This is a genomic window from Streptococcus taoyuanensis, assembly GCF_029589235.1.
GTDB classification, from domain to species: domain Bacteria; phylum Bacillota; class Bacilli; order Lactobacillales; family Streptococcaceae; genus Streptococcus; species Streptococcus taoyuanensis.
The window spans coordinates 1-16,713 of sequence record NZ_JARQVW010000019.1; the positions used below are offsets into that span (position 1 = coordinate 1).

General features: G+C 42.5%; 8 protein-coding genes. All 8 read left to right on the forward strand.

Features of this window, described 5'->3' with window-relative positions:
• The coding region (locus P5Y91_RS09805; RefSeq protein WP_277839369.1) for an SspB-related isopeptide-forming adhesin at positions 1-2,344 on the forward strand (2,344 nt) is incomplete at its 5' end.
• A 544-nt stretch (positions 2,345-2,888) separates the two neighbouring features.
• Positions 2,889-3,755, forward strand: coding sequence for an ABC transporter permease (locus P5Y91_RS09810; RefSeq protein ID WP_070674459.1), 867 nt, complete (start codon positions 2,889-2,891; stop codon positions 3,753-3,755).
• On the forward strand, positions 3,752-4,516 hold the full coding sequence (locus P5Y91_RS09815; RefSeq protein ID WP_003012490.1) for an ABC transporter ATP-binding protein: 765 nt from the start codon (positions 3,752-3,754) through the stop codon (positions 4,514-4,516). The genes P5Y91_RS09810 and P5Y91_RS09815 overlap by 4 nt, the downstream gene beginning before the upstream one ends.
• 748 nt (positions 4,517-5,264) lie before the next feature.
• Positions 5,265-5,807 (forward strand): hypothetical protein, encoded by a 543-nt coding sequence (locus tag P5Y91_RS09820; RefSeq protein ID WP_049473337.1) that lies wholly within the window; start codon positions 5,265-5,267, stop codon positions 5,805-5,807.
• A gap of 203 nt (positions 5,808-6,010) precedes the next feature.
• A complete protein-coding gene (locus tag P5Y91_RS09825) occupies positions 6,011-7,672 on the forward strand; it encodes a ribonuclease J (protein WP_277839370.1) in 1,662 nt (553 codons plus the stop codon).
• A 70-nt stretch (positions 7,673-7,742) separates the two neighbouring features.
• A complete protein-coding gene (locus tag P5Y91_RS09830; protein WP_045759960.1) occupies positions 7,743-8,525 on the forward strand; it encodes an alpha/beta hydrolase in 783 nt (260 codons plus the stop codon).
• Between the two features lie 386 nt (positions 8,526-8,911).
• A complete protein-coding gene (gltX, locus tag P5Y91_RS09835; protein WP_277839371.1) occupies positions 8,912-10,369 on the forward strand; it encodes a glutamate--tRNA ligase in 1,458 nt (485 codons plus the stop codon).
• Between the two features lie 237 nt (positions 10,370-10,606).
• Positions 10,607-16,621 (forward strand): accessory Sec-dependent serine-rich glycoprotein adhesin, encoded by a 6,015-nt coding sequence (locus P5Y91_RS09840; RefSeq protein WP_277839372.1) that lies wholly within the window; start codon positions 10,607-10,609, stop codon positions 16,619-16,621.
• Positions 16,622-16,713 lie beyond the last annotated feature (92 nt).

Genomic DNA, 16,713 nt, shown 5'->3' on the forward strand with positions numbered 1-16,713 from the left:
AGTTAAAGGATCTGACGCAACCGTTACATACGACACTATGAAAGCGAATGTAACAGTCACAGTTTCACACGACGGAAAAGCTAAAGTTCTGATCGCGAAAGTTGGCGACATTGCGGACAAAGAATTTAACAACAAGGTGACTCCTCCAGAAACTCCAGAGTTCAACCCAGAGAAATACATCTTGAACGCTGAGAAATTCGACCTTACTGGTAAATCACTTCTTGATGATGATAAAGAATTGGCAGACAAGGTTGCGGAAACAAACGCAAATCCTTACGCTGATAAGGCTGACAATAATGAAGCAGCAAACATCAATACTAAGACTGTGAAACGTGGCGATAAGGTTGTTTACCAAGTATGGTTGGATACAACTAAGTTCACTGAAGCGCACAACATCCAATCTGTTGGTGTTACTGATGACTACGAAGAAGACAAGCTTGACATCAATGTTGCAAACATCAAAGCTTACGACTCTGTAACAGGCGAAGATGTGACTGCTAAATTTGATATCAAGGTTGAAAACGGTGTGATCTCTGCAACTTCTAAAGCGGACTTGACTAAGTCACTTGGAGACGCAGAAAATACTCCAGTGATCGACACAACTAAGTTTGCGTTTGGACGTTACTACAAGTTCGACATCCCAGCAACAGTGAAAGATACTGTTAAGGGTGGTGCGGATATTGAAAACACTGCAGCTCAAATCGTTCACCAATACGATCCAACAAGCAAGACAGTGAAGAAACCAAACAAACCAACTGAAAAACGTGTTGTGAACATCCCTGTTTCAGTAGAATTCAACTTCACGAAACGTTTGGAAGGCCGTGAGCTTAAAGCTAACGAATTCAGCTTCGTTCTTAAGGATAAAGATGGTAAGACTCTTGAAACTGTGAAGAACGATGCATCTGGTAACGTTAAGTTCTCAGCTCTTGAATTCAAGAAAGGTCAAGAAGGAACTTACAACTACACTGTAGAAGAAGTCAAAGGAACTGATACAACCGTTACTTATGACACGATGAAAGCAGTTGTGACAGTTAAAGTTTCTCATGATGGAACAGCGAAAGCTCTCCTTACTAAGGTAACGGATCCATCAGACAAAGAATTCAATAACACTGTTCGCCCACCTGAAACTCCAGAATTCAACCCAGAGAAATACATCTTGAACGAATCTAAATTCGATCTTACAGGTGTGAAACTTCTCGACGATGATAAAGAGTTGAAGGATAAGGTTGCGGACACAAATGCAAATCCTTACGTTGATAAGACTGATAACAACGAAGCTCAAAATATCAATACGAAGACACTCAAGAAAGGTGATAAAGTATACTACCAAGTATGGTTGGATACAACTAAATTCACTGAAGCACACAATATTCAATCTGTTGGTGTGACAGATAAATATGACAGTGCAAACTTGACTGTCAACGGAGCTGATATTAAGGCATACGACTCTGTAACAGGAGAAGATGTAACAGCTAAGTTTGATATCAAGGTTGAAAACGGTGTGATTACTGCAACATCTAAAGCAGACTTGACTAAGTCACTTGGAGACGCAGAAAATACACAAGTTATCGACACAACTAAGTTGGCCTTTGGACGTTACTACAAGTTTGAAATTCCTGCAGAAATTAAACAATCTGCTCAAGATGGTGTGGACATTGAAAATACAGCTTCACAAATCGTACACCAATACGATCCAACTAAGAAGACTGTAGAAAAACCAGAAAAACCAACTGAAAAACGTGTAGTCAACATTCCAGTTAAGGTTCAATTCCAATTCACTAAGAAATTGGAAGGTCGTGCATTGAAGGCTGGTGAATTCAGCTTCGTTCTTAAGGACGAAAAAGGAAATGTGATCGAAACCGTAACCAATGATGCGGCTGGTAAGATCACCTTCTCAAATCTTGAATTCAAACGTGGTGAAGAAGGAACTCATCTCTACCATGTAGAAGAAATCCGTGGCACAGATTCTAGCATCGAATACGATAAGATGGTTGCCACTGTGGGTATTATGATTAACAAAGACGGTAAAGTATTGACGGCTATTACTCAGTTGCCAGAAGATACAGAGTTTAACAACACTGTTATTCCGCCAACAACACCGCCAACAACACCACCGAATACACCACCGACAACACCGCCGACAACGCCACCAACACCACCAACACCACCAACACCACCAACAACACCGCCAACACCACCAACGCCACCAACACCTACAACTCCTCCAGCTCCAGCACTTCCTGAAACTGGTGAAGAACAATCAGCATCTGCTGCATTGTTAGGTGCTGCACTTGGTATGGTTGGCCTTGCGGGACTTGCAAAACGCAAAAAACGCGAAGACTAAAATTGAGGTGACATCAGCAAACTTGTTGATGAGGTGACAATTTTAGATCCAACAGGAAGAGGCTTTGCTCGAAAGAGCAAGGCCTCTTTGTTTGGTATTGGAAACTTAGAAAAACATGCATAAATGTGATGAAAAAGTTTCAGTAAAATTCTATATATTCATTTCATTCGGTTACTAGTTTCAGTAAAATTCCATTGACTTGAAGTAGAGAAAACAGTATACTAGTAAAGCAATTTGATCTTTCAAACTGCCGGCAACAAGGGGAATGAATCCACTTTGAATTGGGATACAGTAGGGTTTGGAGTGGTAGTACTTCACACCCTTATTGTCGTCAGTTACCCTAGTAAGACCAGACTTGTGAAACAAACACAGGTTTCTTTTTTGCATAATTATAAAAGCTTATAGAACCCTCCTGCTCCATATAATCAGGAGGGTTCCATTTTATTTTTAAAAAGCTGGTGATCCAAGAAATATTGTGAATTTCCTATAGGTTCTCTTCCATATTTATGATACAATTAAACTACTATTATCGAAGGGAGAAACTATGATTAATTCAATTGTTTCACAAGGTTTGATTTGGGCCATTTTAGGGTTAGGAATCTTTATGACGTTCCGAATTCTAGATTTTCCAGATATGACGACAGAAGGCTCCTTCCCGCTTGGAGGAGCGGTGGCGGTGACCTTGATTACTAAAGGGGTCAACCCGCTCCTTGCGACGCTGGCTGCTATTGGTGCAGGGTGTTTGGCGGGACTTGCGACGGGTCTTCTCTACACAAAAGGAAGAATCCCGACACTCTTGTCAGGGATCCTCGTGATGACATCTTGTAACTCGGTCATTCTATTTGTCATGCAGCGGGCTAATTTGGGACTTTTGGGCTATAAAAAATTACAGGAATTTCTTCCTTTTGCCAGTGGGTTCAATGAGATTCTGATTGGTTTGATTTTCGTAACGCTTGTGATCCTTGGTTTGATCTTCTTCTTGGATACACGCTTGGGTCAAGCCTATATTGCGACAGGGGACAATCCAGATATGGCCAAGAGCTTTGGGATCAACACCGACCGGATGGAATTGATGGGCTTGGTCATTTCAAATGGGATTATTGCTCTTTCTGGTGCACTGATGGCCCAGCAAGAAGGCTATGCGGATGCTTCACGTGGGATTGGTGTCATCGTTATTGGGCTTGCCAGCCTTATTATTGGAGAGGTGCTCTTTTCAAATGTCACCTTGACAGAGCGCTTGCTCAGTATTGCGATCGGATCGATCGCCTACCAATTTTTGATTTGGGCCGTGATTGCGCTTGGCATCAATACCAGCTATATTCGAATCTTCAGTGCCTTGATCTTGGCTATCTGCCTGATGATTCCAACCTTTAAGGGAAAAATCATGAAAGGAGCGAAACTCAGTAAATGACAGCAATTGTAGAATTAAAAAATGTAACCAAAGCCGTGAGCAATGGGATGAACGAAGAAAAAGTCATTCTGGATGATGTTTCCTTGGAAATTCGAGAGCATGATTTTATCACGATTTTGGGGGGCAATGGAGCTGGAAAATCAACCCTATTTAATACCATTGCTGGGACGCTTCCGGTGAGCAGTGGGAAGATTTATATTCTAGGGGAAGATGTAACCAACTATTCTCCTGAAAAGAGAGCCAAATACCTATCACGGGTCTTTCAAGATCCTAAAATGGGAACGGCACCTCGCATGACAGTAGCGGAAAACCTCTTGGTAGCGAAGTTTCGTGGAGAAAAACGTGGCTTGATCCCGCGTCACTTGGCCAGCTATAAAGAAGAGTTTCAAACAGTCCTTGCTAAGATCGGCAATGGCTTGGAAAATCATATCGACACAGCAGTTGAGTTTCTATCAGGGGGCCAACGACAAGCTTTGAGTCTGTTGATGGCGACACTGAAACGCCCAGAACTCTTGCTTTTGGATGAACACACTGCTGCCTTGGATCCCAAAACCAGTCAGGCGCTCATGACCTTGACCGATGAGTTTGTGAAACAAGACGCTCTCACTGCTCTTATGATCACCCACCACATGGAAGATGCTTTGAAATATGGAAATCGCTTGATTGTCATGAAAGACGGACATATCGTCCAAGACCTCAATCAAGAAGAAAAAGCCCAAATGACCATCGCAGACTACTATCAATTGTTTGAGAAAGACTAAGATACAAAGGGCGTAGCGGATAAAGTGAAAATAGAGAGTGGGACAGAAATCGGTAATTCGTTAGAATTCGATTTCGTCGTCCCACCTCCGCACAGTTGAGTAGGGCTGTAAAAGCTGATGAAATCAGCGTAGTAGAGCCCACTCAACTACTGCGTCTTGCTCGACAAACCAAAAGTAATTGAGAGGCTAGGACTTTTGTCCCATCCTCTTTTCTTTTCCTTAAATCATCTATAAAACCGCATAAAAATTGGAACTAGTTTCAGCTGAAATCGCTTGCAATTACTCGGGTAGGTGAGTATAATATAGTTAGAAAGATAAAGAAGGGATTGATACCAATGCCTTATCGAGTTAAAATTTAGGTTACTTCGTTTTAGGCCTGTTTTGCTGATATCTGTTCATGCTCTTATCGTAAAAGAGCAGTCATGTCGTGTGTGTCGGATCGGTTGGACGGTCGGGCAAACCTGCTTAGTTTGTCCGGAGACATAAGAAAACGTGGAAATAGTAGGTAGAAGCTTTTTGTAAAGGTTTTCAAACTTCGATGCGTCCAGTCGAAAACTAATCATTTGGATTTAGGATAGCAAAGAAAACCTCTGGTATTTTACACAAATACTATTAAATGAAATCAACATCATAAACATTGTTTTGTTAGCCAAAAGGTTAATTGCACCAAGTCAGTGAAGCAGACCAGGCCTCTAGTCCCGTAAGACTGGAGGCCATTTTTATAAAATACTCAGGAGGAGGTGAGAGTATGGGATTGTCGTATGCGCAAGAATATAGTTGTCGGGACCATTTTCGGCAAAGAGCTTTTGAGCGCTTTGGCGTAGATGATCAGCACTTGAATAAGTGGATCAACCAACACCTCTCCTCCCTCTCTCCTTATGATAGTAATGTGGTTCAACCCGCTAACACAGAAGCCTATGTAGCCAGTGATGGTGTCATCTTTGTTTGCAATATCAAAAGTCGGGAGTTCATCACTTGCTTTAAGGCGGTTAATTACCAAGAATCTAAGGAAGAAGAGGAAGCCTATACGGACATTCACGAAAACAATGTCGCTTCCTTCAAAAAAGATGTGAACCACCTAGTCAATCGCTACCGACTCAAGGAAGCCAAAGAGCTGTTTGAAAACATTGGGGAGGACTTGGATGATTTTTATCGCCTGTCCCAAGCGGTCAAGAACGGCCAATTGAGCGAGCGAAATAGTAAGCGCCTAGAGGAATTGTTAGGCAAGTTTCATGTGATCAAGGCGGCTATGCGGATCATTGAAAATAAACGGGGAGATTACCATCTTTAGGGTCTTTTCCCCCTAAAAATAGGCGCCTAGAAGCCCTCTCATCTACTTCAGATGAGAGGACTTTTTTGCTGTGGAAAGCTTTTTGAAAAAAAGAGAAAAAAATTGTATAATGGAGTAGATATGCAAGTATTTGCAAAGCTGTAATTCGACTTGGGGGACCAAGGACCGTAAGTATTAAAATAATCACACTAAAGGAGACAACAGTGAGTAGTATTAAATTAGTCACTCTTGGCGGTGTTCGAGAAAATGGGAAAAATCTCTACGTTGCCGAAGTGAACGATTCGATTTTTGTCTTGGATGCAGGTTTGAAGTATCCAGAAAATGAGCAACTTGGGGTGGATGTCGTTATCCCCAACATGGATTATCTATTTGAAAACAAGGACCGCATTGCGGGTGTTTTCTTGACCCATGGTCATGCGGATGCCATTGGGGCCTTGCCATATCTTTTGGCGGAAGCGAAAGTTCCTGTATTCGGGACAGAGTTGACCATTGAGTTGGCTAAACTCTTTGTCAAAAGCAATGACAGTGTGAAGAAATTCAACGACTTCCATGTCATCGATCAGAATTCTGAGATTGATTTTGGTGATGCCGTCGTCTCTTTCTTTCAAACAACCCACTCCATCCCTGAAAGTATCGGGATTGTGATTGGCACTCCTGAGGGCAATATCGTCTACACAGGAGACTTTAAATTTGACCAAACTGCCAGCGAGTCGTACGCGACAGACTTTGCTCGCCTAGCTGAGATTGGACGCGAAGGTGTGCTTGCCCTCTTGAGTGATTCAGCCAATGCGGATAGCAAGATTCAAGTTGCCAGTGAGCAAGAAGTGGGCGATGCTATCTTAGATACGATTGCAGACTGGGATGGTCGTGTCATCGTGGCGGCGGTAGCCAGCAACCTTTCTCGGATCCAGCAGGTCTTTGACGCTGCAGCTGAGACTGGCCGTCGGGTGGTCTTGACAGGGTTCGATGTGGAAAACATCGTCCGCACAGCTATTCGCTTGAACAAATTGTCTCTTGCCAACGAAAAACTCTTGATCAAGCCAAAAGAAATGAGCCGTTTCGAGGATCATGAATTGATCATTTTGGAAACAGGCCGGATGGGTGAGCCGATCAACGGCTTGCGCAAGATGTCGATTGGTCGTCACCGCTATGTGGAAATCAAAGATGGAGACTTGGTCTACATCGTTACAACGCCATCGATTGCCAAAGAAGCAGTGGTAGCTCGTGTAGAAAACATGGTCTACCAAGCAGGTGGCATTGTCAAATTGATCACGTCTAGCTTGCGCGTGTCTGGTCACGGAAACGCACGGGACTTGCAGTTGATGATCAACCTTCTTCGTCCTAAATACCTCTTCCCGATCCAAGGGGAATACCGCGAATTGGATGCCCATGCGCGAGTAGCGATGGAAGTCGGTATCTTGCCTGAAAACATCTTTATTCCAAAACGCGGAACGGTAATGGAGTATGAAAAAGGTGACTTCGTTCCTGCCGGTAGCGTCTCAGCAGGAGATGTCATGATCGATGGGAATGCCATTGGTGATGTGGGCAATATTGTCCTTCGTGACCGCAAGGTCTTGTCAGAAGACGGGATCTTTATCGTGGCGATCACCGTGAATCGCAAAGAGAAGAAAATTATTTCCAAAGCGCGCGTGCACACCCGTGGTTTTGTCTATGTCAAGAAGAGTCGGGATATTCTTCGTGAAAGTTGCGAATTGGTCAACCAAAGCGTTGAAGACTATTTGGCGCAAGACAGCTTTGACTGGGGTGAGTTAAAAGGTTTGGTACGCGACAACTTGTCTAAGTTCTTATTTGAACAAACCAAACGCCGTCCAGCCATCCTACCAGTCGTGATGGAAGTGAAATAATAGAAGAAATGGAAACGCTTGGCGGCCCGAGGCTTGCCGAGTGTTTTTAACAGTAGAAAGAGGAAATCAAATGGCAGTTATGCAGATTGAGTATTATTCAGAAGCCTTGAAGATGGAGTGGGGCGTGTCCGTCCTTTATCCTGATGCATCGCGCGTGGAAGATCCAGCGGATACGGATATTCCGGTCCTTTATCTCTTGCACGGGATGAATGGCAACCACCACTCTTGGTTGAAGCGGACTAATGTGGAGCGCATTTTGCGAAATACCAATCTGATCGTGGTCCTGCCTAATACCAATAATGGCTTTTACACAGATACCCAGTATGGCTACAACTACTACACGGCCATTGCGGAGGAATTGCCAGCGACTCTTTCTCGCTTCTTCCCTAATATGACCAAGAAACGGGAGAAGACCTTTATTGCTGGCCTATCCATGGGCGGCTATGGATCAATGCTCTTGGCTCTCAAGACAAATCGTTTCTCCCATGCGGCTAGTTTTTCCGGTGCTCTGAGTTTCCACGATCGGGATTTTGAAAACAATGACTTGGAACAACCAGCTTTTTGGAAGGGGATCTTTGGAGAGATTGAGGATTGGACGACCAGTCCCTACTCGCTAGAGACTGCTGCCAAGAAGTTTTCAGATAAGAAGACCAAACTCTGGATCTGGTGTGGGGAGCAGGATTTCCTTTATGAGGCCAATAATTTTGAAGTCAAGGAACTAGAAAAGTTAGGTTTGGATGTCACCTATACCCACAGCCCAGGTAAGCACGAATGGTTCTACTGGGAACGTGAGTTGGAGCACTTTTTACAAACCCTACCAATCGACTTTGAATTGGAAGAACGGTTAAAATAAGATACAAAGGGCGTAGCGGATACAGTCAAAATAGGGAGTAGGACAGAAGCGATATCATTTATAAACGCTTCGTCGTCCTACCCCCACAAGGCTGATTAGGTATTCTTCTGAGCTTAGAAAGCGACAGAAGAATCCAATCAGCTACTGTGTCTTGAATTAATTGCTATTCAGCTTGCGTTTTTTGACACAATCCGCAGCCCGTGTTCGTTTAATAAGATACCAATAGATTGGATATCAGTCAGAGCATTTGTTCTGGCTTTTTTCATATATATAGCAAGAAAGGCTAGAAAGGTCACTTATTCATTTCAGTCCTGCTTTCTTTGTGGTATAATAGGAACGATTGAAAAATGAGCTAGAAATAGCGAACAAGATAAGAGGAGAGAAATATGGCAAAAGATATTCGTGTGCGTTATGCACCAAGTCCAACAGGGCTACTACACATCGGAAATGCTCGTACAGCATTGTTTAACTACTTGTATGCGCGTCACCATGGTGGAACCTTTATCATCCGTATCGAGGATACAGACCGCAAACGTCACGTCGAAGACGGCGAACGTTCACAGCTTGAAAACCTTCGTTGGTTGGGCATGGACTGGGATGAAAGCCCAGAGACGCATGAAAACTACCGCCAGTCTGAACGTTTGGAACTCTATCAAAAATACATTGACCAACTCTTGGCCGAAGGAAAAGCCTACAAATCTTACGTCACTGAAGAAGAGTTAGCGGCTGAACGTGAACGCCAAGAAACTGCAGGTGAAACACCTCGCTACATCAACGAATACCTTGGCATGAGCGAAGAAGAAAAAGCAGCTTATATCGCAGAACGTGAAGCAGCGGGTGTGATTCCAACAGTTCGTTTGGCAGTGAATGAGTCTGGTATCTACAAGTGGCATGATATGGTCAAAGGCGATATCGAGTTTGAAGGTGGCAATATCGGTGGTGACTGGGTCATCCAGAAGAAAGATGGCTACCCAACTTACAACTTTGCCGTTGTGATCGATGACCACGACATGCAAATCTCTCACGTTATCCGTGGAGACGACCACATTGCCAACACCCCAAAACAGCTCATGGTCTATGAAGCCCTTGGTTGGGAAGCACCAGAATTCGGTCACATGACTTTGATCATCAATTCTGAAACTGGTAAGAAGTTGTCTAAACGGGACACTAACACCCTTCAATTTATCGAAGATTACCGTAAGAAGGGCTACCTTCCAGAAGCAGTCTTTAACTTCATCGCTCTTCTTGGTTGGAACCCTGGTGGGGAAGACGAAATCTTCTCTCGCGAAGAACTCATCAAGCTCTTTGATGAACATCGTCTCAGCAAGTCTCCAGCTGCTTTCGACCAGAAGAAAATGGACTGGATGAGCAATGAGTATATCAAGAATGCGGATCTTACGACTATCTTTGAAATGGCCAAGCCATTCCTCGAAGAAGCAGGTCGTTTGACAGACAAGGCTGAGAAGTTTGTAGAACTCTACAAGCCACAAATGAAGTCGGTGGACGAAATCGTTCCATTGACAGACCTTTTCTTCTCAGACTTCCCAGAGTTGACAGATGCAGAAAAAGAGGTCATGGCTGGTGAAACGGTTCCGACTGTACTTGAAGCCTTCAAAGCGAAATTGGAAGCCATGTCAGACGATGAGTTTGTGGCAGAAAATATCTTCCCACAAATCAAAGCGGTTCAAAAAGAATCTGGGATCAAAGGGAAGAATCTCTTTATGCCAATCCGTATTGCCGTTTCAGGTGAAATGCATGGTCCTGAATTGCCAGATACCATCTATTTACTTGGACGCGAAAAATCCATCCAACACATTGAAAGTATGTTGGAAAAAATCAGATAATTATCAGAAAAGTCCCTATTAAATGGGGCTTTTTGTTTTACCTCTAAAGTAAAAGCATTATAGGATTTTTTCAAAAAATTGCCCCGGTTTGACAAATTGATCCTACTGAAAACGATTTTATTACTATCTAAAACAAAAATTATAAAAAAATAGCAATAATTAAGGATAATTGCTTCCAAAAATCGACACATTAGTCTATAATGTAAGGGAAATAAAAAATGTAATAAGGAGACAGAAATGTTTTTTAAACGTTCGAACGGTGAATTCCGTGAAACAGATCGTGTGACTCGTTTCAAATTGATCAAATCAGGTAAAAACTGGTTGCGTGCTGCGACTTCTAACTTTGGTCTTTTGAAAGTCATTCGTGGTCAAGTCGAAGAGACTGTTGTAGCTGAAGTGCGTGAAGACGCAGTATCAGTGAAAGAAATGACAAGCCGTGGCTTGCTCAAAGGGATTGTAGCAGCTGGGGCTGTTTTTGGTGCAGCTACAGTAGCAAACACTGCTAAAGCTGATGAAATTGGATCAGATGTTGCAACTGCATCTGAGCTTTCAAGTGAAGCTCTTGTAGAACAAGGAAGTACAGTACTTGGTACAACTTCAACAACAGAATCTCAGTCTGAATCAACAACAGAATCAACAACTGAGTCAACAACAGAATCAGCTAGCGCTTCTGCATCTGCAAGTGCTTCAACCTCTACAAGCGTATCTGTATCTCACTCAGCTTCATTGAGCGAACAAGGTTCAGCAGAACTTTCAGCAGCTTCAAGCGAATCAACTGTAGCAGCTGGCTCTGAAGCAAGTGTAGAAAGCACTACAACAGTAGCGAAAGCTGATGATAAAGTTGTTTTGGAACAAAACACTTCAGAAGCAGCATTGTTGAACAAGATTGCAGGAGACTACTCAGCAACTGTTTCAGCTCCAGAAAAGAAAGCAGCACTTGAAGCTGCTATCGCTAAAGTTCAAACAGAATTGACAGCAAGCAACAGCTTGATCAACGCTAATGCTTCAGCTCAATCATACGCAGACCAACGCGAACGTTTGAGCAAGTCAGTAGATGACATGATGGCAACCTTGACTGCAGCAGGATTTACTGGAAACACAACAGTAAACGGCGCTCCAGCAATTTCAGCTCAGTTGGCACCAATCTCAACATCTACTTCTGGTAGTGTAGCTACTAAGCCGGTTATCTCAAATGCAAATGGTGCAACGATTGAAGATGCAGCCTTCAATGAAGCTGGTTATGCTTTGGATCCAAACACAGATCGTTTCACTTTCGGTGTATGGCAATTCCTTAAAACAAACCACGCTACTGGTGCTAAAACAAACTTTGATTACTACGCTACACTTTCAGTGGACCGTTCAGCAATCACAGGTAGCCTTTCAGCTAACCCAGATGTTTACTTGCGTATCGTTAAGAAGTCTGATGGTACAGAAGCTTACACTCGTACTATTCATGCTGGAGAAAGCAATATCTCACTTCCAAGCTACATCACCAACAACAACTCTGATGTAACCAACACTTTGACATACGCACCTGCTAACGGAACTAATCCAGGTAACGTAACCTTCTCATTGGTAAATGCGAACCTTGAGTATGAAACACTTCAAATCCGTGATACCAACTACCCAGGTAACCAAGGTGAAGACAAACAAAACGTTCAAACTTCTGTTCCTTATGCGAAAGCTGATCAAACAACTTACTATAAAGTCGTTGACAGTAGCAAGTACACAGAAGGTCAAACATACAAACCAACTGGAAATGAAACAGTTCTTGCAAGCTATACTCAAACCGGTCTTGCAGGGCAACAATTCACAGCTTCAGGAAATCGTAATATTGAGGGGTACAAACAAGTTCCAGCAACAACAGACGCAACTCAAAAAACATCTGGTATCCTTGGTAAGGGTGTTGTCGGTCAAAAACTGGTCGAACTTCAAGGTGGAGCAAACCACTACTACGTAAAACGTATCTCTGAAATCGTTGATACTGATGGCTCAACTGTAACGAAATTCTACGCTCTTGATCCATCTCAGGTTAACAACTTTGCGACATCAGATATTGGTACTGAAGATGTATCGAAGTACACACTCATCTATACAAGTAAAGTTAACAAAGCTGCTGAAGAGTGGAAAGCTGATGAGACAAAAGTTACAAAAGTAAACAGCAAAAATGGTGACTACTATATTGAAGTCAACGAAACAGCTGGAAGTAAATCACTCATTATCACTGGTTGGCAGTCTGCTACTGAGACAGATACTTATAAACAAATGGACGGAACTCTACATACTTATCCACGTCCATTCAAAGGTGCTCCAAGCACATCATTGACACCTGCCGGAGCTGGTAATAACAGTTACAATGTCATTGCTGGTAAAGTTCCAGAAATCCAAGCAGAAGGATCTGTTGCGAATGATCCAACAGCACCAAATGGTAAAGTATACTCTGATTTGAAGGGTTACTCATCATTCTCTAATAACTACTCAATTCCAACTGCGATTAAACCTTCAACTGATGTGAACTATTACTTCGTGAAGATGAATGATTCAGAGTCTGCTTCTCAATCACAATCATTCTCAAACTCTGCATCAGAATCAGAAGTTGTGTCTAACTCACAATCTGTTTCACAATCACAGGCTGTATCTAAATCACAATCACAATCAGAATCAGAAGTAGTATCTAACTCACGATCTGTATCACAATCAGAGGCTGTTTCTAAATCTCAATCTGAGTCAGAAGTGGTTTCTAAGTCGCAATCGGTATCACAATCAGAGTCAGAAGCACCATCTAAGTCACAATCTCAATCGAATACTGAATCAGCTTCACAATCTATTTCAGAGTCACTTTCTGAATCAGCATCAACATCAGCACAAGAATCTGCAAGTGCATCAGCATCTGAGTCAGCTTCTACATCAGCACAAGAATCTGCATCAGCGTCTGCATCTGAATCAGCTTCTACATCGGCTCAAGAATCTGCATCAGCATCTGAGTCAGCTTCTACATCAGCACAAGAATCTGCATCAGCGTCTGCATCTGAATCAGCTTCTACATCGGCTCAAGAATCAGCAAGTGCATCAGCATCTGAGTCAGCTTCTACATCAGCACAAGAATCTGCATCAGCGTCTGCATCTGAATCAGCTTCTACATCGGCTCAAGAATCTGCATCAGCGTCTACATCTGAGTCAGCTTCTACATCAGCTCAAGAATCTGCATCAGCGTCTGCATCTGAATCAGCTTCTACATCAGCACAAGAATCTGCAAGTGCATCAGCATCTGAGTCAGCTTCTACATCAGCACAAGAATCTGCATCAGCGTCTGCATCAGAATCAGCAAGCCAATCAGCTTCAGCATCAGAATCAGTATCAGCAAGCCAATCAGCTTCAGCATCAGCAAGCCAATCAGCTTCAGCATCAGAATCAGTATCAGCAAGCCAATCAGCTTCAGCGTCTGAATCAGTATCAGCGAGCCAATCAGCTTCAGCATCTGAATCAGTATCTGAATCAGTATCAGCAAGCCAATCAGCATCATTGAGCACATCGGCTTCAACATCACTTTCTACATCAGTATCAGCATCAGCATCTAACTCTTCATCAAATTCTGAAAGTGAAACACCTAAACAAGGTGAAGTAATCATCACTTATGTAGATACAAAAGGTAAAGTGATTAAAGATCCTCGTCAAGACACACCAAACTCACCATATGACACACCATATAACACAACTGAGGAAGGTGAAAAACCTAACACTATCAAGACTCCAGACGGTAAGACTTACAAGATCGTACCGAAAGGTGACTACCCAGTAGGTAAAGTTGATGGCGACGGACACTTGGAATCATCTGATCCAATTAAAGGTAAAGTTGATAAACCTAAGTCAACTATTACGTATGTTTACCAAGAAGTAGGTAACGTTTACGTTCACTATGTTGATACTGAAGGTAACACGATTAAAGCATCTGTGAAAGATGAAGATGAACAACCAATTGATAAGGACTACGATACAGTAGTGGACAACCGTCCACAAACAATCGAGTTCCAAGGTAAGACATACGAATTGGTACCAGCAGGTAACTACAAAGTAGGTCAAGTCGACGAACAAGGTCACTGGACAGGTGATGATGCTACAACTGGTAAAGTTGCTGAAAAAGATAAGAACGTAACATATGTCTACCAATTGAAACAACCTAAGGGTAATGTCTACGTACACTATGTTGACGTTAATGGTAACACGATCAAAGAATCTGTAACTGATGAAAAAGATCAACCAGTAGGTAAAGACTACGATACAGTCGTAGACAACCGTCCACAAACAATCGAGTTCCAAGGTAAGACATACGAATTGGTACCAGCAGGTAACTACAAAGTAGGTCAAGTCGACGAACAAGGTCACTGGACAGGTGATGATGCTACAACTGGTAAAGTTGCTGAAAAAGATAAGAACGTAACATATGTCTACCAATTGAAACAACCTAAGGGTAATGTCTACGTACACTATGTTGACGTTAATGGTAACACGATCAAAGAATCTGTAACTGATGAAAAAGATCAACCAGTAGGTAAAGACTACGATACAGTCGTAGACAACCGTCCACAAACAATCGAGTTCCAAGGTAAGACATACGAATTGGTACCAGCAGGTAACTACAAAGTAGGTCAAGTCGATGACCAAGGTCACTGGACAGGTGATGACGCTACAACTGGTAAAGTCATCGAAGGTGATAAGAATGTCACTTACGTCTACAAACTTAAGGAAGATCCAACGAAACCTAAAGAAGGCGACGTCATCATCACTTACGTAGACGAAAAAGGTAAAGAAATCCAAAAACCTCGTCAAGATACACCAAACTCACCATATGATACACCATATAACACAACTGAGGAAGGTGAAAAACCTAACACTATCAAGACTCCAGACGGTAAGACTTACAAGATCGTACCGAAAGGTGACTACCCAGTAGGTAAAGTTGATGGCGATGGACACTTGGAATCATCTGATCCAATTAAAGGTAAAGTTGATAAACCACGTTCAATCATCACTTACGTTTACAAAGAAGTGAAGGGTGACGTTTACGTTCACTATAAAGACACTGAAGGTAACACAATTAAAGATGATGTCACTGACGAAAAAGATCAACCAGTTGATAAAGACTACGATACAGTAGTAGACAACCGTCCAAAAGAAATCCAATACAATGGTAAGACATATGAATTGGTACCAGCCGGTAACTACACTGTAGGTAAAGTTGATGGACAAGGTCACCTTGAGTCATCAGATGCTACAACTGGTAAAGTGATCGAAGGACGTAAAGACGTTACTTATATCTACAAACTTAAAGAACAACCAACTCAACCTAAGGGTAGCGTATACGTACACTACAAAGATACTGAAGGTAACACAATTAAACAATCAGTAACAGATGAGTTAGACCAACCAGTAGGTAAAGACTACAATACTGTTGAAGACAACCGTCCACAGTACATTAAATTCGAAGGTAAAACTTACGAAATCGTACCAGTCGGAAACTACACAGTTGGTAAAGTAGATACTCAAGGTCACCTTGAATCAACAGACCCAACAACTGGTAAAGTGGTTGAAGGACGTAAAGACGTTACTTACATCTACAAACTTGTCGAAGAACCTGTACAACCTAAGGGTAATGTATACGTTCACTATGTAGATGAAAATGGTAACACTATCAAGACTTCAGTAGTGGATGAAAAAGACCAACCAGTAGGTAAAGACTACGATACAGTTGTGGATAACCGTCCTAAGACAATCACAACTGCAGATGGTAAAGTCTATGAATTGGTACCACAAGGTAACTACCCAGTAGGTAACGTTGACGGTGAAGGTCACTTGACAACAACAGACCCAACAACTGGTAAAGTTATCGAAGGTGATAAGAACGTTACTTATGTTTACAAACTTGTGAAGACTCCAAACGTTCCAACACCAAACACTCCAGTGCCACCAACTCCAACACCAAATACTCCAGTGCCACCAACTCCAACACCAAATACTCCGGTAGATCCAACACCTAATAAACCAATGGATCCAACACCAAACACACCGGTAGATCCAACACCTAATACACCAGTGAACCCAGTTCCTGAGCAACCAGCTCAACCAGCTCCAGCTCTTGAACAACTTCCAAATACTGGTGAAACAGGATCTGTAGCTTCAGCTCTTCTTGGAGCAGTTGCAGGGGTTGCAGGGATTGCAGCACTTGGAAGCCGCAAAAAAGAAGATGAAAAATAATCTTCTATCCTAATTTGATTCGGTCATTTCAGGTATGTGGGAAATGAAAAAGGATCCAAAAAGAGAACCTCCGGGTTCTCTTTTTGTGTGCT